This is a genomic window from Arthrobacter halodurans, assembly GCF_041877255.1.
GTDB lineage: Bacteria > Actinomycetota > Actinomycetes > Actinomycetales > Micrococcaceae > Arthrobacter_N > Arthrobacter_N halodurans.
Window position 1 is genome coordinate 427888 of sequence record NZ_JBHDLJ010000002.1, and the last position, 18775, is coordinate 446662.

Sequence of the window (18775 nt, forward strand, 5' to 3'; positions counted from 1 at the left end):
GGCGCGCGTCAGGGGCCCGGCATGACGCCGGCGATGGACGCGAGGTCCAGCTCCGCGGGATCCGAGGGCACCCAGCGCGGCGAGCGGTCCTTGTCGATGACCTGCGCCCGGATGCCCTCGGGGAGGTCGGGGTGGTCCATGAGGAACGCGGCGACGCGGTGCTCGCGCGCCAGCGCCTCCGGGAGGGTCCCCTCGGCGCGGGCGGCCCGGATGGCCCGGAGCGCCGTCTCGGTGGCCAGCGGCGAATTCGCCCGGATGGCGGCGGCCGCCGCCGCGGCGCCGGGGTACGGCGTCGCATCCAGGGCGGCGAGGATCTCGGCGACCGTCCCGGCCGCATAGGCGGCGTCGATCCATGGGCGTTCCGACGCCACGGTGGACGTCCCGCGCGGCGCGGGCGTGCCGTGCAGGACCTCCAGCGCCGCGGCGACCTCCGGCGCGGCCAGGCCCGCCAGGTCCGGCAGGGTCGCCAGGACGTCGTCGAGCGCGTCCTCGGCGACGCAGAGGTCGGCGAACCCGGCCTCGATGGCGTCGCCCGCGCCCATGCTGCCCGCAGTCAGCCCGTAGTGCTCGCCCAGCCTCCCCGGCGCCTGGCCCAGCAGGTGGGTGCCGCCGACGTCGGGGGAGTAGCCGATCCGCGTCTCCGGCATGCCCACCGTGGACCGCGGGGTCACGATGCGCACGGACGCGTGCCCGGCGAGGCCGACCCCTCCGCCCATGCAGAGGCCGTCCATAAGCGCGACGACCGGCTTCGGGTAGGTCGCGACCGCGCTGTCCACGGCGAACTCCTCCGCCAGGAAGTCCAGGAAGTCCTGGTGGCGGTCCCCGCGGATCGATTCGTAGAAGGCCTTGATGTCCCCGCCGGCGCAGAAGCCCCGCGTGCCGGCGCCGCGGAGCACCACGATCCCCACGGAGGCGTCGTCCCGCCAGGCCTCCAGGGCGGCCCCGATGTCTGCGACCATCTCGCGCGTGAGGGCGTTGATCTTCTCCGGCCGGTTCAGGGTGATGATGCCCAGGCCGTCGCCGACCTCGGCGAGGATGTGTTCTCCCATGGTGTCGCGCCCCTTCCGTTCCGTGCGGTGACGATTCCGCCATCGACGCTACAGGCGGCGGATGGCCCGCGCCACATTGCCCGCCGTCCGCGGGGCGGACCGTGGGTCCGGGGCCCCGCGTCCCTCGGCAGCCCGCGCCATGCGGCCCGTGGCGCGCCGACGGTCCCGCGGGCAGGGACCCGATGTGGCGCGGGCTGGCCGCCGGGCTGCACGGGGTGGCCCGGCGCGGGCCGATGTGGCGCGGGCTGCCGCCGGGCTGCAACGGGGTGGGCCGGGGACCCTTGTGGTGCCCCCGGCCCACTGCTAAAGTTCAAATTACGCACACACGTTCATTCAGTGAACATTCGTTGACAATGCAGGAGTTCGGATGCAGCAGGCCTTCGTGTACGACGCGGTACGCACGCCCTTCGGCAAGATCGGGGGCGCCCTGGCGGGCCACCGGCCGGACGACCTGGCGGCGCACGTCGTCCGCGCGCTGGTGGACCGGGCGCCCGGCCTGGACCCGGAGTCGATCGACGAGGTGGTCTTCGGCAACGCGAACGGCGCCGGGGAAGAGAACCGCAACGTGGCGCGCATGGCCACGCTCCTGGCCGGCCTGCCCACGTCTCTGCCCGGCACCACCGTCAACCGCCTCTGCGGTTCCTCGCTGGACGCCGCGATGATGGCCTCGCGGCAGATCGAGGTGGGCGAGGCGGACCTGATGCTTATCGGCGGCGTCGAGTCCATGAGCCGGGCGCCTTGGGTGTTGCCGAAGACGGACCGCCCGTTCCCGATGAGCAACCTGGAGCTCGCGAACACCACGCTCGGCTGGCGCTTGGTCAACCCGGAGATGCCGCCCGAATGGACCGTGTCCCTCGGCGAGGCCACCGAGCAGCTGCGCGAGAAGCACGGCATCACCCGCGAGGACCAGGACGTCTTCTCGGCCCGCTCCCACCGGCTCGCGGCGCGGGCGTGGGAGGAGGGTAAGTACGGCGACCTGGTGGTTCCGGTGCCGCCGAACTCCCCCAAAGGCGCGGAGTTCGCGCGCGACGAGACGGTGCGCCCCGACTCCACGGCCGAGACGCTCGGCGGGCTGCGCACCGTCTTCCGGTCCGGCGAGAACGCCACGGTCACCGCCGGCAACGCATCGCCGATGAACGACGGGGCCTCCGCGGCCTGGCTCGGCTCGGAGCGGGCCGCCGGGCTGCTGGGCGCGGAGCCGCTGGCGCGCATCGCCGGCCGGGGAGCCGCCGCCAACGAGCCGCAGTACTTCGGCGAGGCGCCCGTCGAGGCCGCGAACCTCGCGCTGCGGCGCGCCGGCATCGGCTGGTCCGACGTCGCCGCGGTCGAGCTCAACGAGGCGTTTGCCGCGCAGTCCCTCGCCTGTGTCCGGCAGTGGGGGATCGACGGCGACATCGTCAACGCCTGGGGCGGGGCCATCGCGATCGGCCACCCCCTCGGGGCCTCCGGCCTCCGGGTGCTCGGCACGCTGGCGCGGCGTCTCCGGGAGTCCGGGGACCGCTACGGCGTCGCCAGCCTGTGCATCGGCGTGGGTCAGGGCCTCGCCGTCGTGCTCGAGAACACCGACGCCACCCGCTGACGCGGGACACCGACCACCAGAGGAAGTAGGGGCAACCCATGGCACCACGCATCGCCACCTCCGCCGCGGACGCCGTCGCCGGCATCCGGGACGGGGCGACCGTGCTGATCGGCGGCTTCGGCAACGCCGGGCAGCCAATGGAACTCATCGACGCGCTGTTGGATTGCGGCGCGGCCGGGCTGACCATCGTGAACAACAACGCCGGCCAGGCCGACGCCGGCCTGGCCCTGCTCATCAAGGAACGCCGCGTCGCGAAGATCGTGTGCTCGTTCCCGCGCCAGTCCGACTCCTGGCATTTCGACGCGGCCTACAAGGCCGGTGAGATCGAGCTGGAGCTCGTCCCGCAGGGCAACCTGGCCGAGCGCATCCGGGCCGCCGGGGCCGGCATCGGCGGGTTCTTCACGCCGACCGGCTACGGAACCATGCTCGCGGAGGGCAAGGAGACCCGGGTGATCGACGGCCGGGGCTACGTCCTCGAGGCGCCGCTCCACGCCGACTTCGCCCTGGTCAAGGCGCTCCGCGCCGATGAGAAGGGAAACCTCGTCTACCGGAAGACGGCGCGCAACTTCGGGCCGGTCATGGCGGCCGCCGCGACGCACGCGATCGTGCAGGTCTCGGAGATCGTCCCGGCCGGCGGCATCGACCCGGAGGCCGTGGTGACCCCGGGCATTTACGTCGACACCCTCGTCACCATCACGGGAGAGAACCCATGAGCGAAGACCTTTCCACCGACGCCGCGCTCGGCCGCGACGACATGGCCCGGCTGGTTGCCGCCGACATCGCCCCCGGGGCGTTCGTCAACCTCGGCATCGGGCAGCCGACGAACGTCTCCAATTTCCTCACCGCCGAGCAGGACGTCACGCTCCACACGGAGAACGGCATGCTGGGCATGGGCCCGGAGGCGACCGGCGACCTGATCGACGCCGACCTCATCAACGCCGGCAAGATCCCCGTGACCGAGCTGCCGGGAGCGTCGTACTTCCACCACGCCGATTCCTTCGCGATGATGCGCGGGGGCCACCTGGACGTGTGCGTGCTCGGGGCCTTCCAGGTGTCGCGGGGCGGCGACCTGGCGAACTGGCACACCGGGGCGCCCGGGGCGATCCCGGCCGTCGGGGGCGCCATGGACCTGGCCATCGGCGCGAAGGCGACATGGGTCATGATGGGCCTGTTCGCCAAGGACGGCTCCTCGAAGCTCGTCGAGGCCCTCACCTATCCCGCCACCGGGCTGGGCTGCGTCTCGCGGATCTACACGGAGTCCGCGGTTTTCCTCCTCGGCGACGGCACGGTCCGGGTCCGCTCCACGCACGGCATCACGTTCGACGAACTCGCCGAGCGCCTGCCCGTCCCGCTCGAGCGGGCCTGACCGGCCCGGCCGGGACCGGACGCCGCCCGTAGGATGGTGCCTGGCCCCGCCGTCGAGGCGGCCGCGCCGCATTCCCGAAAGGACCCCATGGAGAACGACGCCGGAGCCGCCGACACCCGGACGGGACCCGCCGCGCGGGCCGAGGACGCCGGCCCGCACGCCGAGGCCGCGGGGGGCCAGTTCGTCCAGTCGCTGGCCCGCGGCCTCGAGGTCATCCGGGCCTTCGACGCGGAACACCCGTCGATGACGCTGACCGACGTCGCCAAGCTCACAGGCCTCTCGCGGGCGACGGCTCGCCGCTTCCTGCTGACGCTCACCGAGCTGGGCTACGTGCGCACCGACGGCAAGTACTTCGAGCTCACCGCGCAGGTCCTCCAGCTCGGCTACGCGTACCTGTCCAGCCACACGCTGCCCCAGCTGATCGCACCGGTGCTCGAGGAGCTCTCGGCCGAGCTCAACGAGTCCGCCTCGGCGTCCGTGCTCGACGGCGCCGACGTCGTCTACGTCGCGCGGGTCCACACCCGCCGCATCATGCGCGTCGGCATTTCCGTCGGCACGCGCTTCCCGGCGTACGCGACGTCGATGGGCCGCGTGCTGCTGGCACACCTTCCTGCCGAGGGGCTGGAGCGGGCGCTGCGGGCCCGGCCCCTCCAGGCGCTGACGCCCAACACCATCACGGACCCAGATGCGCTGCGGGCCGAGCTCGCCGCCGTCCGCGAGCGCGGCTGGTGCCTCGTGGACCAGGAGCTCGAGGTGGGCCTGCGCTCCCTCGCGGTCCCGGTGTTCGCGCCCGACGGCACGGTGGCGGCGGCGCTGAACGTCTCCATGAGCACGCTCCCGGGCACCGCGCACAGCGATCCCGACCCGACGACGGCGGCCCTGGAGGTCCTGCCCGCCCTGCAGTCGGCCGCGCGGCGGATCGAGAGCGCCCTGCGCGCGCGCCGCTAGCTGCGCGGCCGCTAGCCGCGCGCCGCTAGCTGCGCGGCCGCTAGCCGCGCGCCGCCAGCCGCGCCGCCGGGGGAGCGGGTCCCGCCGCGGCGTCCGCGCCGCCGGCCCGTCAGCGGCGCGGGCTGATGCTGAGTTCGGCGAGGACGGCGGCGAGCCGGTCCATGACCACGTCCACCTGCGAGCTGCGGCGGTCGTTGGGCTGGAGCGCGAAGATGCTGCGCGCCAGCCGGATCTCGGGAACGTCGACCAGGACGACGCCGTCGGGCCGGCTCTGCAGCGCCAGGTCGGGGACCAGCGCGGCGCCCAATCCGGCGGCCGCAAGGTGGAGGGAGGCGTTGAAGTCGTCGCAGTAGGCGACGACGCGCGGGTGCAGGTTGCAGGACGCGAACAGCCGGGAGATGACCGTGGCGTCCGAGGTCCCCGGGTGGTGCATGATCCAGGGCATGTGGGCCAGCTGCTCGGCGCTGACCTCCGACCCGTCGGCGATCCGCCAGGAACGGGGGAGCACGACGCGGAAGTTGTCGTCGCCGATCCACTGCCGGTTCAGCGTGCTGGGCCACGCGAGTCCCGCCTGGCCGACCTGGAAGATCAGCGCCAGGTCCAACTCACCGTCCGCGTGGAGGCCCTGGATCGTTTGGTGCGGCTCGCCCACGCTGACACGCAGGCTGATGCCCAGGGACTGCCAGTCGGGGGCGCCCAGCAGCCGGGGCAACGCGTACGTGGCGAGCGACGGAAAGATGCCCAAGCGGAGCTCCCGGGCCCCCGTGCCGTCGGGGCCGGCCGCGGCCGCCGTCGTGGCCGCCAGCAGGGCGTCGATGTCCGTCAGGACCTTCCGCGCGTGCCGGACCATGGTCGTCGCGGCGGGCGTCGGCTCGATCGCCCGCGCGGAGCGGCGGAACAGCGCGATGCCGGCGTCCCGCTCGAGCGCGGACATCTGCTGGGAGACGGCGGACGCCGTGTAGCCCAGCCTCGTGGCGGCCGCCGCGAACGACCCCTGGTTGACGACCTCGAGCAGCGTGCGCAGGTGCACGGGGTTGACCATCAGGATCCCTTGCGGTGGACGGCCCGAATGAACGGCTTTGCTGGTCCATCCTAGCGGTCCCCCGCGGCGGCCCGGCTATGGTGCCGTCCGCTACTGGTCGTCCTTGAGGACGATCTCCCCCTCCTCGGGCTCGTCGAGCACCACCGGCCGGTCGTCGTCGAGCGGGGCATCCGCGTCCTCGTCGTCCCACTCCTCTTCGGCGTCCTCGTCGTCGAGGTCCTGCTCTGTCTCGAGGCCCTCGTCCAGCAGGTAGGTGTGCTTGTGGAGCGGATCGATGGCTTCCATCGATTCGGGAGCGTCCGAGGACCCCTCTGGCGGCTGTCCGTCGCGGCCGTCCTCCGGCTCGTTGAGGTCGTCCGCCGCCGGATCGTCGAAAACCGTGTCATCGAAATAGTCGCTCATGAGCGCCTCCTGGCTAAGGCGGTACGGGGTCCGCTGAACCTGTTGTGTCCGTGGCTACAGCCTAGGACGGGGACGACTGCAAGGGAACCGCCCTCGCGGCGGGCCACCCGGCCACCCGGCCGCGTGCCCCGTCGCCCGGGCGGTCCATGCATGCGGGGCGCTGTGCCCGCGGTTCTGGGCCCGCAGTTTTAGGCCCGCGCCGCCAGCGTCGCGTCCGCGTCCGCGCCGGCCGCCGCGGCGAGGCCCATCGCCCGCGCGGTCAACCGCACGGACATCAGCCGGTCCGCCGCCTCGGGCGCGTTGTGCACCGTGATGAGTTCGTCCGCCCGGGCGTGCTCGGCGAAGCCCTCGAGGTACTCCTTCACGGCCGCCGGGGTGCCCACCGCCGTGTAGGCGAGCATCTGCAGGATGGACTCGCCGGCGGGGGACTCGAGGAGCATGTCCACCTCGTCCTCCGTGAACGGCGTTTCCCGCCCGCGGCCCAGGAAACGCTGGATCCGGTCGCGTCGCACGGACTCCATGATGGATTGCGCCTGCGCGTTGCTCTCCGCCGCCACGACGCCCACCCCCGCGATCACGTGCGGCTCGGCGAGCTGCGGGGAGGGGCGGAACTCGGCGCGGTAGAGGGCCACGGCCTGCGTCAGCGCGTCGGGCGCGAAGTGCGACGCGAAGGAGTACGGCAACCCGAGCTGGGCCGCGAGGCGCGCGCCGAAGAGGCTGGAGCCGAGGATGTAGAGCGGCACGTTGGTGCCGCGCCCCGGGTAGGCGCTGACGCCGGGGATCCGCGACGTGGCGCCCAGGAACGCCTGCAGCTCCTGCACGTCCTGCGGGAACGCGTCGGAGGCCGCTGGATCCCTGCGGAGCGCGCGGAACGTGGCCTGGTCGCTGCCGGGCGCGCGGCCCAGGCCCAGGTCGATGCGGCCGGGGAAGAGGGTCTCGAGGGTCCCGAACTGCTCCGCGATCACCAGCGGCGAGTGGTTGGGCAGCATGATGCCGCCGGCGCCGAGGCGGATCCTGGAGGTGTGGTGGGCGATGTGCCCGATGAGGACGGCGGTCGCGCTGGAGGCGATGCCCGCCATGTTGTGGTGCTCCGCGTACCAGACGCGCGAGTAGCCGAACGCCTCTGCGGTCCGCGCAAGTTCCACGGACTCCGCGAAGGTGCCGGCGGCGGTGCCGTTGGTCGCGATGGGGGCAAGGTCAAGGATCGAAAGGGGAATGCTCACCCTGATGCCAACCGGCCCGGGGTGGGCTTCATTCCCGCGGCGGACATGTCCAAAGATTTCATTGCAAATAAACCATTGCAAAGATTCCTTTGCAGTCTTACGATCGGTGCATGGAAAACAATCCCGGACAGCGCCCCCACGACGAGCCGCGCAGGCTGGACCTGGCGGCGCTGAAGGCGTTGTCGCATCCGCTCCGGGTCGAACTCCTCGATGCCCTGTCCACGTTCGGACCGCAGACCGCCAGCGGGTTGGCCGGTCGGCTCGGGGAGTCCAGCGGCTCCACCAGCTACCACCTGCGCCAGCTGGCGAAACACGGCCTCGTCGAGGAGGTCCCGGACCGGGGATCCGCGCGCGAGCGCTGGTGGCGCCGGTATCCCGGGGCCATCCAGGTGGCGGCCGACCCGTCCGCCGGCCCCTCGACGACGACGGCCGTCAAGCTCGTCGCGCGCCAGCTCGAGCAACACCGCGCGGAGGCGCTGAGCGATTTCCTCCGCTTCGGCGAGGAGAGTTTTGGGGAGGAATGGCTCCAGGCCACGGTCCTCAACACCGCCAACCTGAGGGTCGACGCGGCACAGCTCGGGGAGATCTCCCAGCGGGTGCTCGACTTCCTCGCCGGCCTCGCCGACGAGTACCGCGACCGCGGCGGCCCCGACGCCCGCCCCGTCCAGCTGCACTTCAACGCGTTTCCCGTCATCGATCCGGCCGAGCAGGCCGTCCCCCACCGCAGGCACTCTTCAGGAAAGACCAGGCCATGACGTCCACCACAGCAGTCCTCGCCTTCCAGGGAACCCGCGGGCCGTCCCGCGCCGCGGGCGTCCGCACCGTCCCGTCGGGGCTCGGCGCCGCACTCATCGGGGCCGGTTCGGTCCTCGTCGCCTGGGGGGAGCGCATCGCCGCCCGCCGGGCGGTCCGGCCGCGCGTCGACGCGGCCCTGCTCGAGCGGCGGGCCGAGTTCCGCCGCGACGCCGTCTCGCTGTCCCACTCCGGGCTCCGGGTCTGACGCCGGCGGTCCCGGCCTGACGCCGGTGGTCCCGGCCTGACGCCGGCAGTCTCGGCCGGCGTCGGGCCGGGGCCGTTGCCCCGACGGCCGCACCCGGGTGCGCCGCTCCCGCGGCTACCCCATCGCGGTCCGGGCCGCGTTCTCGTCGCCATAGAGCTCGTTGGCGAGTCGCAGCCCGCGGTTGGCCCAGGCGATCTCCGCCTCGGCGCGCGCGATCAGCCCCTCGTAGGCGAAGCGTTTGAACGAGACGGTGCGCGCCTTGTCCGCGTCGGCCGTGTGTTCGAGTCGCCGGTTGAGCATGGAGCTGGTGCCCGTGTCGATTTCCCTCACCTTCAGCTCCCACTGGCGCAGCAGCGCGGTGTTGTGGGCGATGTGGTCGCGCATCTGGGCGCGCATGGCCTCGGGGGTGGCCCATTCCAGGTACGCGGCGCGCAGGTGCGCGGGGTCGCGGACGCGGGAGAAGTCCATGGGCGCGTTCATCCAGTCCCGGAAGGCCCGCAGGCCGTCATCGGTGATGTGGTACCGGCGCTTGGTGCCGCTCTTGCCCCACGGCACGTCCTCGCCCAGGACGAGTCCGTCGCGCTCCATTTTCCGCAGTTCGGGATAGATCTGGGAGTCGGGCGCGTACCAGACGTGACCCACCGAGGCCTCGAAAACCTTGTACAGGTCGTAGCCCGTCATCGGCTCCACGTTCAGCAGCGCGAGCAGGGCGTAGCGGAGGCTCACGGTTCCCCTTTCCTTGGGCGGATCCTGCCCATCCTACGTCCGCGGCGTGCCGGCGCCCGCCCGTCCGACGGGACGACGGCGGCGCGCCGGCACGCCCGTTGGCGCACCGTCAGCGGGAGTCGACGGCGGCGCGCCGGCCGCCCGGCCGCGCCGCCGCCGCACGCGTCAGGAGAGGGCGTCGACCGTCTTGCCGGACGTGCGCCAGCCGCCCTGGTAGTCCTGGCGCGCGACCGTGGAGTAGGGGATCGGGCTGACGACGGCGCGCACCTCGAGCTGGCGGTGCGGCTCGACCGTCGTCTTGCGCGTCCCGCCGTCGGGCTCGCCCCAGACGACGCGCAGCTCCGTGCCCTCGGGGACGTCGGCGTCGACCGTCGCCAGGGAGAGCCCCCGGCGCTCGTTGGCGCTGTAGCCGGTGAACATGGACAGCCCCACCGTGTTGCCGTCGGCGTCGACCACGCGGTCGTAGTTGGACGAGCCGTAGTTCGCCAGCGGCAGGTCGAAGTACTTGTAGGGCGTGCCCTCGGTGTCCAGCAGCGACGTGAAGATCTTGGCCAGGTCCTCCTCGTTCCAGGCGAGCGTGACCTTCTTGCGGCGCGCGGCGGGGTCCATCGCCTCCAGCGCCTCGCGGCCGATGAAGTCGTGGTCGAACTTCACGAAGGATCCGTAGCCCAGGTCCCACGGGGTGAGGTAGTAGTCCTCGATGTTGTCGGAGACGAAGCTGCCGGCCACCGCGTTGGTGGCCTCGTAGCTGTCGGCGCCGAGCCACTCGCGGTAGGCGCGCAGCTCCTCGCCCGTGTAGATCGCGGGAAGCGGCGACGGGATCCAGCCGGATTCCAGGGTGTTCGAGGGGTAGGCGCGCGAGCCCACGGGCAGCAGGCCGAACTCGGCGCCGGCCTCCACGATGGCGTCGCGGACCTTGTCGTAGGACTCGTACGGGCCCCAGATCTCCAGCCCCGGTGCGCCGGCCATGCCGTGGCGGAGCGTGCGGACGCGCTCGCCGGCGATGTTCATGTAGTCCATGTTGAAGAACTTCAGCTGCTCGACCGGGCCGCCGTTGACCTTCTCGATGACCTCCCAGGCCTTCGGGCCCTGGATCTGGAAGCGCCAGTACCGGCGCTGCACGGGCTTGCCCATGGGGCGCGACGGCGAGCGGCGGTCCGCGACGACCTCGACGTCGTAGCCGCCCGTCTCGGCGTGGAACAGCAGCCAGTTGGCGGCGGGCGCGCGACCCACGTAGACGTACTCGTCCTCGCCCTCGCGGAACAGGATGCCGTCGCCGATGACGTGGCCCGCCGGGGTGGTCGGGACGTACTGCTTGGCCTTGTTCACGGGGAAGTTCGCGACGCTGTTGATCGCGGTGTCCGAGATCAGCTTGAGCGCGTCCGGTCCCTTGATGAAGAGGTTGTCCATGTGGTGGGACTGGTCGAACAGCACGGCCGTCTCGCGCCACGCGCGCTGCTCGCTGCGCCAGTTGGAGAACTCGGGTGCGACGACGGGGTAGATGTACGCGCCGATCTGGGAGTTGCGGAGCAGCTCCACCGTGTTTCCGGCCGCGTCGAGGACGTCCTGCAGGTTCCTGGGTGCCATGGGCTTCATTCCTATCCATCGGGAGCGGTCCGGCGGCCCGTCGTTGGGCCGGGGTGCGCTCGGAGACTTCGCGGTGATGTGGACCACACCGTCTCCCTCGACCATATGACTATGAGCATAGGTATGTCGAGGGTCGGGCTCGAGGAGTTTTCCGCCGGTGCGCTTCCCTTGGGCGGCGGCGGTCCGGCGGGAGGAGGCCCTACCCAATGGCTATCGGTGTAGGTAGTGTGTGCTCTACATCACCAGCAAGCCAGTTCGGGGCCTGTCGCGCCGGGAATCGGAGAAAACCATGAAGAAACTGAAGATCACCATCGCCCTCGCGGCGGTGATGGGCCTCGCCGCCTGCGGCGGGGGCTCGCCGTCGGCGCCGGCGGACGGCGGAAGCGCCGATGGCGCGGCCGGCGGGCTGGAGGCGATCGAGGTCGGCGTCATCCCCATCGTCGACGTGGCGCCGATCTATCTCGGCGTCGAGGAGGGCCTCTTCGAGGAGGAGGGCCTGGACGTGACGCTGACGCTGGCGCAGGGTGGCGCCGCGATCGTCCCGGCCATCACGTCGGGCCAGATGGACTTCGGCTTCTCCAATGTCACGTCCATGGTCGTCGCCCGCTCCAAGGGCCTGCCGCTGCGCATGGTGGCGGCCGGGGCCAACACCACCGGCGACGTCGAGGACGACTTCGCGGCGGTGATGACCAAGCCGGACAGCGGCATCGAGGAGATCCAGGACCTCGTGGGCAAGAAGGTCGGCGTCAACACCCTCAACAACATCTCCGACTCCACGATCTCCGAGGCCGTCAAGCAGGCCGGCGGCGACTACACGCAGATCGATTTCGTGGAGATGCCGTTCCCCGACATGGCCGGGCAGCTGGATGCGGACAACGTCGACGCGATCGCCGCCGTCGAGCCGTTCGTCACCATCGCCGAGGGCGACGGCAACGTCCGGGTCTTCTCCAACTACGCGGAGCCGGTGGAGAACCTCACCGTCGCCACCTACTTCACCTCGGACCAGTACCTCGAGCAGAACCCCGAGACGGCCGAGAAGTTCGCGCGGGCGATGAAGGCGTCCCTGGAGTTCGCGGAGGCCAACCCGGACCGCGTCCGCGAGATCCTTCCGACCTACACCACGCTGGAGCCGGACGTGATCGAGCAGCTGACGCTCCCGAAGTTCCCGACCGAGGTCAACAGCGCGTCCATCGAGGAGATCGCCCAGATCTCGCTGGACCGCGGCCTGATCGAGGAAGTCCCGGATCTGGCGGCCCTGCTGCCGGCCGAATAGGGTCCGCCGGGCGGGGAACCGCCCGGAAGCCAGCGGCGCGTCGGAACGGCGCGCGCACGGGAGGAGGGGCGCCCGCCGGCCGCGGCCGGCGGGCGCCCCTCCTCCCGCGTTCCGGGACGGCTACGGGGTGCGCCGCAGGAAGTCCCCGATCCAGTCCGCCGTCGCCAGCAGCCCGCCGAAGGTGTAGAAGTGCAGGCGGACCTCGCCGTGCACGTCCGGGTCGAGTTCGGCGGCCAGGTCCTTGATGAAGCGGTCGGGCCCGGCCGTGCCCAGCAGGTTGGCGAGGGAGAATCCGTATTTCTGCGCGATCCCGGCCGAGGACGCGACGCCGAAGCGCTTGGCGAAGCTGAGGAGCCTGCGGATGCCCGCGGGGCCCGGCACGCCGATGCGGACCGGGTAGTCCACGCCGCGCCGCCGTGCCTCGGCGAGCCACGCGAGCACGGGCTCGGTGTCGAAGCCGAACTGCGTGATGATCGTCCCCTCCAGCCCCCGTTCCCGCAGCGCGGCGTTCTTGTCCTCGAGCGCCCGCCACAGCGTGGCGTCGTCGATGTCCGGGTGCCCCTCGGGGTAGCCGCTGATGGACACGTGGCCGAAGCCGTGGCGCTCCAGGAGCCCGGAGCGGATCAGGGACAGCGAGTCGGGGTACGGGCCCATCGGCTCGGCGGGGTCGCCGCCGACGGCGAAGAGGTCCGTGGCGGCGGCCTGCGCCTTAAGCGCCTCGAGGAACTCCTCGAACTCGGCCTCGGAGGCGAGCCGGCGCGCCGACACGTGGGGGACCGGGGCGAATCCGAGCTCCCGGACGGCGCGCGCGGCGGCCACGCGCATCGGCAGGTCCTCGTTGCCGAGGAACGTGACGTTGATGCGCGTGCCGGGCGGGATCGAGTTCTTCGCCTCCTGGAGACCCGGGATGTCCTTCCCGGTCATCTCCAGCGAGAAGTCGGCAAGCAGCCGGCGTACCGGGCTGTCGACGGGTGACGGTTCTGCTGACATGGGTGCACGTCCTTCGGGTCCGTGGGCGTCCCGCGGCGCGACGGCGGTGTCGCGTTCCTGCGGGGTCGGGCACGGCCAGACTATCTATGCCCATAGTGGTGTGTCTATGGTGCTGCGCCTAGGCTCGTGGTGCGCCGACCGCCGCGCGACACACGCCCACCGACCCGAGGAGCCGCCGTGGACCTCAATCTGCTCCACGTCTTCGCCTGCATCTACGAGGAGGGCGGGCTGGCCGCGGCCGCGCGGCGGCTCAACACCAGCCAGCCTTCCGTCAGCCACGCCCTGGCCCGCCTCCGGCGTGAACTCAACGACGACCTCTTCCTGCGGGCCGGGCGCGGCATCGTCCCCACGGCCCGCGCCGACGCGCTCTACCGGGAGGTCCGCGACCCCCTGGGCTCGCTCGACGCGGCCGTCTCGCGCCACCGGACGTTCGACCCGGCCGCCGCGGAGCGGACCTTCCGCCTCTGTCTCTCCGACATCGGGGAGCTGGACTTCCTGCCCGGGATCGTGGCGGGCCTCCGCGCCGCCGCCCCGCGCGCGTCCCTCGAAATCCTTCCGATGGATGCCGAGCAGGCCCCGGCCCTGCTCGGCCGCGGCGACGCGGACGCGGCCATCGCCTCCACACTGTTGGGTCCCGACGTCGACAGCGTGGTCATCAAGCGGGAGAGGTACGTGTGCCTGCGTCCCGACTCCTGGAACGGCGAGCTGACGCGCGACGTGTTCGCCGGCGCGCCGCTGGCGGTGGTCAGCCCGGCAGTCGGCCACGAGGCGCCGCTCGCGGCGATGGAGGAGGCGGGGCTCGTCCCGCCCTCCGTGGTGACCGTCCAGACCTTCGCCGCCCTGCCCCGGCTGGTGGGGCACTGCGGGATGCTCGCGATTGCGCCGGAGACGATCGCCCAGGGGTGGGCCACGCGCTGGCCGATCCGCCTGGACCCGCTGCCCTTTCCGGTCCGGGAGCTGCGGGTGCGGCTCCACTGGCGCGCCGGGACGGCGGCCGACGTCGCCTGGTTCGTCGCCCTGGTCAGGGAGCGCGTGCGCGACGCCAATCCATAGATATCGGACATGGATGACCCCGAAAACATTCATTGGACGGGTTCCCGCCCGCGGGCGGAGCATGGGATCGGAGCCGCCGGCAGTCCCCGCGCACGTCGGGGGACACCCATCCGGCGGACCCCCCGACCCAAGGAATGATGCTCAATGACGAACACGCTCCACACCACCGCCCGCCGGCGCCCGGCCTCCGCCGGCGGCACCCGCCGCGGCCTCGCCACGCTCGCGGCCCTGACGCTCCTCGGCGGGCTGGCCGCCTGCGGATCCGGTTCGCCGTCCGGGGCCGCGGGCTCCGAACCCGCGACCGACACCGACGCGGGCCCGCTGACCGCGGTGACGGTCGGGGCGATCCCCATCGGGGACGTCGCCCCCGTCCATCTGGGCAAGGCCAAGGGATTCTTCGAGGAGGAGGGGCTGGACCTGACCATCGAGGACACCACCGGCGGAGCCGTGGCCGTGCCCGGCGTCGTGGCCGGCAGCTACGACTTCGCGTTCGGCAACCTCGTCTCGCTGATGGTCGCCCGCGACAAGGGGCTCGACGTCCGGTACGTGTCCAACGGCGCGTCGACCACGGGCGAGGCCGGCGCGGACTTCGCCGCCGTCGTCGTCCCGGAGGACTCGCCCATCACGGGTCCCGCGGACCTGGAGGGTAAGACCGTCACCTCCAACAACCTGGCGAACATCGGGGACACGGCCATCCGCGCCACCGTGGACCGGGAAGGTGGAGACGGCTCCCGGCTGACCTTTGTGGAGATGGCGTTCCCGGACGCGTTCGGGGCGCTCGAATCCGGACAGGTCGACGCGGCGCTGATCCTCGAGCCGTTCCTCACGCCGGCGCTGGACCAGGGCGGGCGCGCCGTGCTGTGGCCCTACGCCGGGACGCACGAGCGGCTCGACATCGGCGGCTACTTCTCGACGGGCGAGCGGATCGACCAGGACCCCGAGACGGCCGCGGCCTTCGCCGCAGCGATGGAGAAGTCCCTCGCCTACGCCCAGGAGCACCCGGACGAGGTCCGCGAGACCATCGGCACCTACACCAAGACGGGCCCCGAACTGCTGGAGAGGATCAAGCTGCCGCGCTTTGTCCCCGAGTTCAGCCGCGACGCGGCGGCCGAGCTCGGGCGGGCGGCCGTGAAGTACGGGACCCTCGCCAACGAGCCAGACCTCGACGCCCTGCTTCCGGCGGAATAGGAGACCGGTGATGACCGAACGAATCAAGGTCTCCGAGGCCGTGGGCCGGACGCTCGCCCACCTCGGTGCGGCACACGTCTTCGGCGTGGTGGGCAGCGGCAACTTCCACGTCACCAACGCCCTGCTCGCCGCGGGCGTCGGCTTCACGGCCACGCGCCACGAGATGGGCGCCGCCTGCATGGCCGACGCGTACGCCCGCGCCACCGGCCGGGTGGCCGTCGTCAGCGTGCACCAGGGATGCGGGTTCACCAACGCGCTGACGGGGGTCGGCGAGGCCGCAAAGTGCCGCACGCCCGTGCTCGTCGTGGCCGGCGACACGCCCCCGACGCAGAAGATGTCCAACTTCTGGATCGACCAGGACTCCGCGGCCCGCTCCGTCGGGGCCGTCGCCGAGCGGATCCATGCGGCGGAGACGGCCGTCGCGGACGCCGCCCGCGCGTTTTCCACCGCCCTGCTGCTGCGCCGCACCGTGGTGCTGTCGCTGCCGATCGACCTGCAGGAGCAGATGGTCGACTTCTCCGAGGCGGACGTCCCGGAGCTGCTCGAACGGATCCCGCCCGCGGCGTCGCCCGACGGCGTCCGACGCCTGGCGCGGCTCCTCGCGGACGCCGAGCGTCCGGTGATCGTCGGCGGGCGCGGGGCCTGGGGCGCCGTCGCCGAGCTCCGGCGCCTGGCCGAGGCGTCCGGCGCGCTGCTGACGACATCGGCCGCCGGGCGCGGGCTCTTCGCCGGGGACGAGTGGCATCTCGACGTCATGGGTGGGTTCTCCACCGACGGCGCCGCGGAGCTCATCTCGCGCTCGGACCTCGTCGTGGCCTTCGGCGCCAGCCTGAACCGCTGGACCACCCGCTCGGGCTCGCTGCTGCGCGGCGCGCGCGTCGTCCAGGTCGACGACACCCCGGAGGCGATCGGCTTCCACCGTCCCGTGGACCTCGGGGTGCTCGGCGATAGCGCCGCCGTCGCCGCGGCCGTCGCCGCCGAGCTCGCGGAACTGGCCCCGGACGGACGCCGCGGCTACCGGACGGCCGAGACGGGCCACGCCGTGCGTGCCTCGCGCCACTGGTCGGAGCAGCCGTTCGAGGACCGCGGGGGAGACGGCCTCGTCGATCCGCGCGCGTTGACCAACGCCCTGGACGCGATGCTGCCGATGGACCGCGTCGTGGTGCCGGACGGCGGCAACTTCAACGCGTACCCGGCCATGCTGTTCCGCGTCCCGGACCACCTCGGCTACTGCGTGCCGCTGGCCTTCCAGTCCATCGGGCTCGCCCTCGCCAGCGGGATCGGCGCCGGCGTCGCCCTGCCGGGGCGGATGCCGGTGGTCGGCGTCGGCGACGGCGGGATGATGATGAGCCTGGTGGAGCTGGACACCGCGGTGCGGCTGGGCCTGGGCATGGTGGTCGTTGTCTACAACGACAGCGCCTACGGGGCCGAGGTGCACCACTTCGAGCACGAGACCGACCGCCTGGGCATCGTGGAGTTCCCGGAGACGGACATCGCGGCGATCGCCCGCGGATTCGGCTGCGAGGCGCTGACCGTCCGCGCGGTCGAGGACCTCGAACCGGTCCGCGCGTGGCTCTCCGGGCCCCGCGACCGGCCGCTGGTGATCGACGCGAAGATCGCGGCCTTCCCGTCCTGGGTGCTGGCCCACACGTTCGACGGCGAGTAGGCGCGCCGGGGGTGGTGTGCCGCGGGTCGAGGCCCCGCGGGGCTGGGGCGACGGCGGTCGGGCTCGGCGGGGTTCGCGGGCGGGCATGACCCTTGCGGATACCTATCGACATAGTTAGCCTGTGATGCGGGACACGTTCCATCCGGCCCCCGGGTCGCGCGGCGGCCAGCGGCGCGCATCCGGGCCCGGGTGTCGTCCCGCCGGGTACCTCCGCGCAGCCGCGCGGGAGATCCCCGATCCGCCCGCACCACCCCGACCCCGGGGTCGTCTCGAAGGAGAGACCATGAAGAAGCACCTACCGAAGATCCTCGTTCTGGGAGCGGCCGCGTCGCTGCTGCTGACCGCCTGTGGAGGGGGTTCGCCGTCGGGCTCGACCGGTGCGGCGCCGTCGTCCGGGGCAGCCTCGGACGGCGAGTTGGAGAAGATCGTGGTGGGCGTCCTGGCGATCGCCCCGTCGGTCGCCATGCAGTACGGCATCGAGGAGGGACTCTTCGAGAAGCACGGCCTCGAGGTGGAGCTGCAGACCGGCCAGGGCGGCGCGGCCATGCTCCCGGCGGTGTCCACGGGCACCATGAACTTCGCCGTGGGCAACGGCCTGTCCGTCATGACCGCCGCGGACAGGGGCCTGGACATGCGGATCGTCACGGGGTACTCGAACTCCAAGGCCGAGGGCGAGGACATCAACGGGGTCGTCGTCAAGGCGGACTCCGGCATCGAGTCCTTCGCCGACCTCGCCGGCAAGACGACGGCGATCAACGCCCTCAAGACCCAGGGCGACCTGACCATCATGGAGTCGGCGGCCATCGACGGCGGCGACGCCTCCGCGCTGGAATTCAGCGAGATGCCGTTCCCGGACATGGAGGCGCAGCTCGAGCGCGGCAACACCGACGCGATCTGGATCCCGGAGCCCTTCCTCAGCAAGGCCCTGGCCGATCCCGCGAACAAGCTGCTCGGCTACCCGAACCAGAAGGCCATCCCGGGCCTGCCCACCATGGTCACGTTCACCAGCGGCGCCTACGCCACGGAGAACCCCGAAACCGTTGACAAGTTCCGGGAGGCGATGACCGAGGTCCTGACCGAGGCCGAGGCGAACCAGGACGAGGCCAAGGCGCTTCTCCCGGACTTCATGGGCATGGACGCCGAGGTGGCGGAGGGCCTGAAGATGGAAACCTGGTCCGCCGAGGTCCCGACCGAGCAGCTGACACAGATGGGCGGGCTGACGGTGAAGTACGAGTTCCTGTCCCAGGAGCCCGACCTGACGCAGATCGTCGTCAACTAGGACCACCGCTTAAAGAACAACGGCGGCACCCGAATCGGGTGCCGCCGTTGAGCGGTGTCAGAAAAGCTCGATCAAACGAGCCGATCCGCTACTTAGACAGCGCGGATGTCGGTGGCCTGCAGGCCCTTCTGGCCCTGGGTCACCTCGAACTCAACGCGCTGGCCCTCTTCGAGGGAGCGGAAACCGTTGGACTGGATCGCGGAGTAGTGCGCGAACACGTCGTCGGAGTTGTCGTCCGGAGCGATGAAGCCGAAGCCCTTTTCAGCGTTGAACCACTTGACGGTACCAATTGCCATGATGTGTCCTTTCAGACTGTCCGCAGGGGACGTAGGGGTTGGAACCACCGGACTTGATGGCCCCATGCAGCTACGAGTATTAACCGCGAGTCAAAAAGAGACACGCCC

At 71.8% G+C, this 18775-nt stretch carries 19 protein-coding genes; 11 read left to right on the forward strand and 8 right to left on the reverse strand.

Features of this window, described 5'->3' with window-relative positions:
* Nucleotides 1-8 precede the first annotated feature (8 nt).
* On the reverse strand, nucleotides 9-1049 hold the full coding sequence (locus ACETWP_RS04375; protein WP_373970975.1) for an enoyl-CoA hydratase/isomerase family protein: 1041 nt from the start codon (nucleotides 1047-1049) through the stop codon (nucleotides 9-11).
* Nucleotides 1050-1416: 367 nt separating this feature from the next.
* Here ACETWP_RS04375 and ACETWP_RS04380 point away from each other — a divergent pair, with 367 nt between their 5' ends.
* The 4 genes from ACETWP_RS04380 (at nucleotide 1417) to ACETWP_RS04395 (ending at nucleotide 4942) form a co-directional block, all read left to right on the forward strand.
* Entirely contained in the window at nucleotides 1417-2628 is a 1212-nt protein-coding gene (locus ACETWP_RS04380; protein WP_373970976.1) for a thiolase family protein, read from the forward strand.
* Nucleotides 2629-2666: 38 nt separating this feature from the next.
* Nucleotides 2667-3341 (forward strand): 3-oxoacid CoA-transferase subunit A, encoded by a 675-nt coding sequence (locus ACETWP_RS04385; protein WP_373970977.1) that lies wholly within the window; start codon nucleotides 2667-2669, stop codon nucleotides 3339-3341.
* Entirely contained in the window at nucleotides 3338-3994 is a 657-nt protein-coding gene (locus ACETWP_RS04390) for a CoA-transferase (RefSeq protein WP_373970978.1), read from the forward strand. The genes ACETWP_RS04385 and ACETWP_RS04390 overlap by 4 nt, the downstream gene beginning before the upstream one ends.
* Nucleotides 3995-4081: 87 nt before the next feature.
* The gene (locus ACETWP_RS04395; RefSeq protein ID WP_373970979.1) at nucleotides 4082-4942 is read left to right on the forward strand and encodes an IclR family transcriptional regulator domain-containing protein; all 861 of its coding nucleotides are present in this window, start codon (nucleotides 4082-4084) and stop codon (nucleotides 4940-4942) included.
* A gap of 109 nt (nucleotides 4943-5051) precedes the next feature.
* Here ACETWP_RS04395 and ACETWP_RS04400 read toward each other — a convergent pair whose 3' ends face one another.
* The 3 genes from ACETWP_RS04400 to ACETWP_RS04410 form a co-directional block, all read right to left on the reverse strand.
* Entirely contained in the window at nucleotides 5052-5984 is a 933-nt protein-coding gene (locus tag ACETWP_RS04400) for a LysR family transcriptional regulator (protein WP_373970980.1), read from the reverse strand.
* Nucleotides 5985-6074: 90 nt separating this feature from the next.
* Complete coding sequence (locus ACETWP_RS04405) at nucleotides 6075-6386, reverse strand: hypothetical protein (RefSeq protein WP_373970981.1); 312 nt, start codon at nucleotides 6384-6386, stop codon at nucleotides 6075-6077.
* Nucleotides 6387-6574: 188 nt separating this feature from the next.
* A complete protein-coding gene (locus tag ACETWP_RS04410) occupies nucleotides 6575-7609 on the reverse strand; it encodes an LLM class flavin-dependent oxidoreductase (protein WP_373970982.1) in 1035 nt (344 codons plus the stop codon).
* Nucleotides 7610-7719: 110 nt separating this feature from the next.
* Between ACETWP_RS04410 and ACETWP_RS04415 the strand changes: the two genes are divergently transcribed.
* Together ACETWP_RS04415 and ACETWP_RS04420 are read left to right on the forward strand one after the other, a co-directional pair.
* On the forward strand, nucleotides 7720-8364 hold the full coding sequence (locus ACETWP_RS04415) for an ArsR/SmtB family transcription factor (RefSeq protein ID WP_373970983.1): 645 nt from the start codon (nucleotides 7720-7722) through the stop codon (nucleotides 8362-8364).
* Nucleotides 8361-8609: a hypothetical protein gene (locus tag ACETWP_RS04420; RefSeq protein WP_373970984.1), complete on the forward strand. Its 249-nt coding sequence runs from the start codon at nucleotides 8361-8363 to the stop codon at nucleotides 8607-8609. Before ACETWP_RS04415 ends, ACETWP_RS04420 begins: the two co-directional genes overlap by 4 nt.
* Before the next feature lie 114 nt (nucleotides 8610-8723).
* Here the strand turns inward: ACETWP_RS04420 and ACETWP_RS04425 are convergent, their stop codons facing one another.
* Together ACETWP_RS04425 and ligM are read right to left on the reverse strand one after the other, a co-directional pair.
* Nucleotides 8724-9335 carry a PadR family transcriptional regulator gene (locus ACETWP_RS04425; RefSeq protein ID WP_373970985.1) on the reverse strand — a complete coding sequence of 204 codons (612 nt, stop codon included), beginning with the start codon at nucleotides 9333-9335 and terminating at the stop codon, nucleotides 8724-8726.
* A 165-nt stretch (nucleotides 9336-9500) separates the two neighbouring features.
* On the reverse strand, nucleotides 9501-10922 hold the full coding sequence (gene ligM, locus ACETWP_RS04430) for a vanillate/3-O-methylgallate O-demethylase (RefSeq protein WP_373970986.1): 1422 nt from the start codon (nucleotides 10920-10922) through the stop codon (nucleotides 9501-9503).
* 289 nt (nucleotides 10923-11211) lie between these two features.
* Between ligM and ACETWP_RS04435 the strand changes: the two genes are divergently transcribed.
* Nucleotides 11212-12195, forward strand: a complete 984-nt coding sequence (locus tag ACETWP_RS04435) for an ABC transporter substrate-binding protein (RefSeq protein WP_373970987.1) — start codon at nucleotides 11212-11214, stop codon at nucleotides 12193-12195.
* A gap of 120 nt (nucleotides 12196-12315) precedes the next feature.
* Here ACETWP_RS04435 and ACETWP_RS04440 read toward each other — a convergent pair whose 3' ends face one another.
* The gene (locus ACETWP_RS04440; protein WP_373970988.1) at nucleotides 12316-13185 is read right to left on the reverse strand and encodes a methylenetetrahydrofolate reductase; all 870 of its coding nucleotides are present in this window, start codon (nucleotides 13183-13185) and stop codon (nucleotides 12316-12318) included.
* A gap of 177 nt (nucleotides 13186-13362) precedes the next feature.
* On the opposite strand from ACETWP_RS04440, the gene ACETWP_RS04445 reads away from it, so the two are divergent.
* The 4 genes from ACETWP_RS04445 to ACETWP_RS04460 all read left to right on the forward strand — a co-directional run bounded on the left by ACETWP_RS04445 (nucleotide 13363) and on the right by ACETWP_RS04460 (nucleotide 18371).
* Complete coding sequence (locus ACETWP_RS04445) at nucleotides 13363-14238, forward strand: LysR family transcriptional regulator (RefSeq protein WP_373970989.1); 876 nt, start codon at nucleotides 13363-13365, stop codon at nucleotides 14236-14238.
* A gap of 144 nt (nucleotides 14239-14382) precedes the next feature.
* Nucleotides 14383-15426: an ABC transporter substrate-binding protein gene (locus ACETWP_RS04450; RefSeq protein ID WP_373970990.1), complete on the forward strand. Its 1044-nt coding sequence runs from the start codon at nucleotides 14383-14385 to the stop codon at nucleotides 15424-15426.
* Between the two features lie 10 nt (nucleotides 15427-15436).
* The gene (locus ACETWP_RS04455; RefSeq protein ID WP_373970991.1) at nucleotides 15437-17092 is read left to right on the forward strand and encodes a thiamine pyrophosphate-binding protein; all 1656 of its coding nucleotides are present in this window, start codon (nucleotides 15437-15439) and stop codon (nucleotides 17090-17092) included.
* Between the two features lie 283 nt (nucleotides 17093-17375).
* Nucleotides 17376-18371: an ABC transporter substrate-binding protein gene (locus tag ACETWP_RS04460; RefSeq protein ID WP_373970992.1), complete on the forward strand. Its 996-nt coding sequence runs from the start codon at nucleotides 17376-17378 to the stop codon at nucleotides 18369-18371.
* Nucleotides 18372-18463: 92 nt separating this feature from the next.
* Here ACETWP_RS04460 and ACETWP_RS04465 read toward each other — a convergent pair whose 3' ends face one another.
* Nucleotides 18464-18667 carry a cold-shock protein gene (locus ACETWP_RS04465; protein ID WP_343901574.1) on the reverse strand — a complete coding sequence of 68 codons (204 nt, stop codon included), beginning with the start codon at nucleotides 18665-18667 and terminating at the stop codon, nucleotides 18464-18466.
* Nucleotides 18668-18775: the final 108 nt, after the last annotated feature.

Coding starts and splice junctions, on each gene's coding strand:
- ACETWP_RS04375 (WP_373970975.1), bottom strand. CDS start 1,049: ATGGGAGAACACATCCTCGCCGAGGTCGGCGACGGCCTGGGCATCATC.
- ACETWP_RS04380 (WP_373970976.1), top strand. CDS start 1,417: ATGCAGCAGGCCTTCGTGTACGACGCGGTACGCACGCCCTTCGGCAAG.
- ACETWP_RS04385 (WP_373970977.1), top strand. CDS start 2,667: ATGGCACCACGCATCGCCACCTCCGCCGCGGACGCCGTCGCCGGCATC.
- ACETWP_RS04390 (WP_373970978.1), top strand. CDS start 3,338: ATGAGCGAAGACCTTTCCACCGACGCCGCGCTCGGCCGCGACGACATG.
- ACETWP_RS04395 (WP_373970979.1), top strand. CDS start 4,082: ATGGAGAACGACGCCGGAGCCGCCGACACCCGGACGGGACCCGCCGCG.
- ACETWP_RS04400 (WP_373970980.1), bottom strand. CDS start 5,984: ATGGTCAACCCCGTGCACCTGCGCACGCTGCTCGAGGTCGTCAACCAG.
- ACETWP_RS04405 (WP_373970981.1), bottom strand. CDS start 6,386: ATGAGCGACTATTTCGATGACACGGTTTTCGACGATCCGGCGGCGGAC.
- ACETWP_RS04415 (WP_373970983.1), top strand. CDS start 7,720: ATGGAAAACAATCCCGGACAGCGCCCCCACGACGAGCCGCGCAGGCTG.
- ACETWP_RS04420 (WP_373970984.1), top strand. CDS start 8,361: ATGACGTCCACCACAGCAGTCCTCGCCTTCCAGGGAACCCGCGGGCCG.
- ligM (WP_373970986.1), bottom strand. CDS start 10,922: ATGGCACCCAGGAACCTGCAGGACGTCCTCGACGCGGCCGGAAACACG.
- ACETWP_RS04435 (WP_373970987.1), top strand. CDS start 11,212: ATGAAGAAACTGAAGATCACCATCGCCCTCGCGGCGGTGATGGGCCTC.
- ACETWP_RS04440 (WP_373970988.1), bottom strand. CDS start 13,185: ATGTCAGCAGAACCGTCACCCGTCGACAGCCCGGTACGCCGGCTGCTT.
- ACETWP_RS04450 (WP_373970990.1), top strand. CDS start 14,383: ATGACGAACACGCTCCACACCACCGCCCGCCGGCGCCCGGCCTCCGCC.
- ACETWP_RS04455 (WP_373970991.1), top strand. CDS start 15,437: ATGACCGAACGAATCAAGGTCTCCGAGGCCGTGGGCCGGACGCTCGCC.
- ACETWP_RS04460 (WP_373970992.1), top strand. CDS start 17,376: ATGAAGAAGCACCTACCGAAGATCCTCGTTCTGGGAGCGGCCGCGTCG.
- ACETWP_RS04465 (WP_343901574.1), bottom strand. CDS start 18,667: ATGGCAATTGGTACCGTCAAGTGGTTCAACGCTGAAAAGGGCTTCGGC.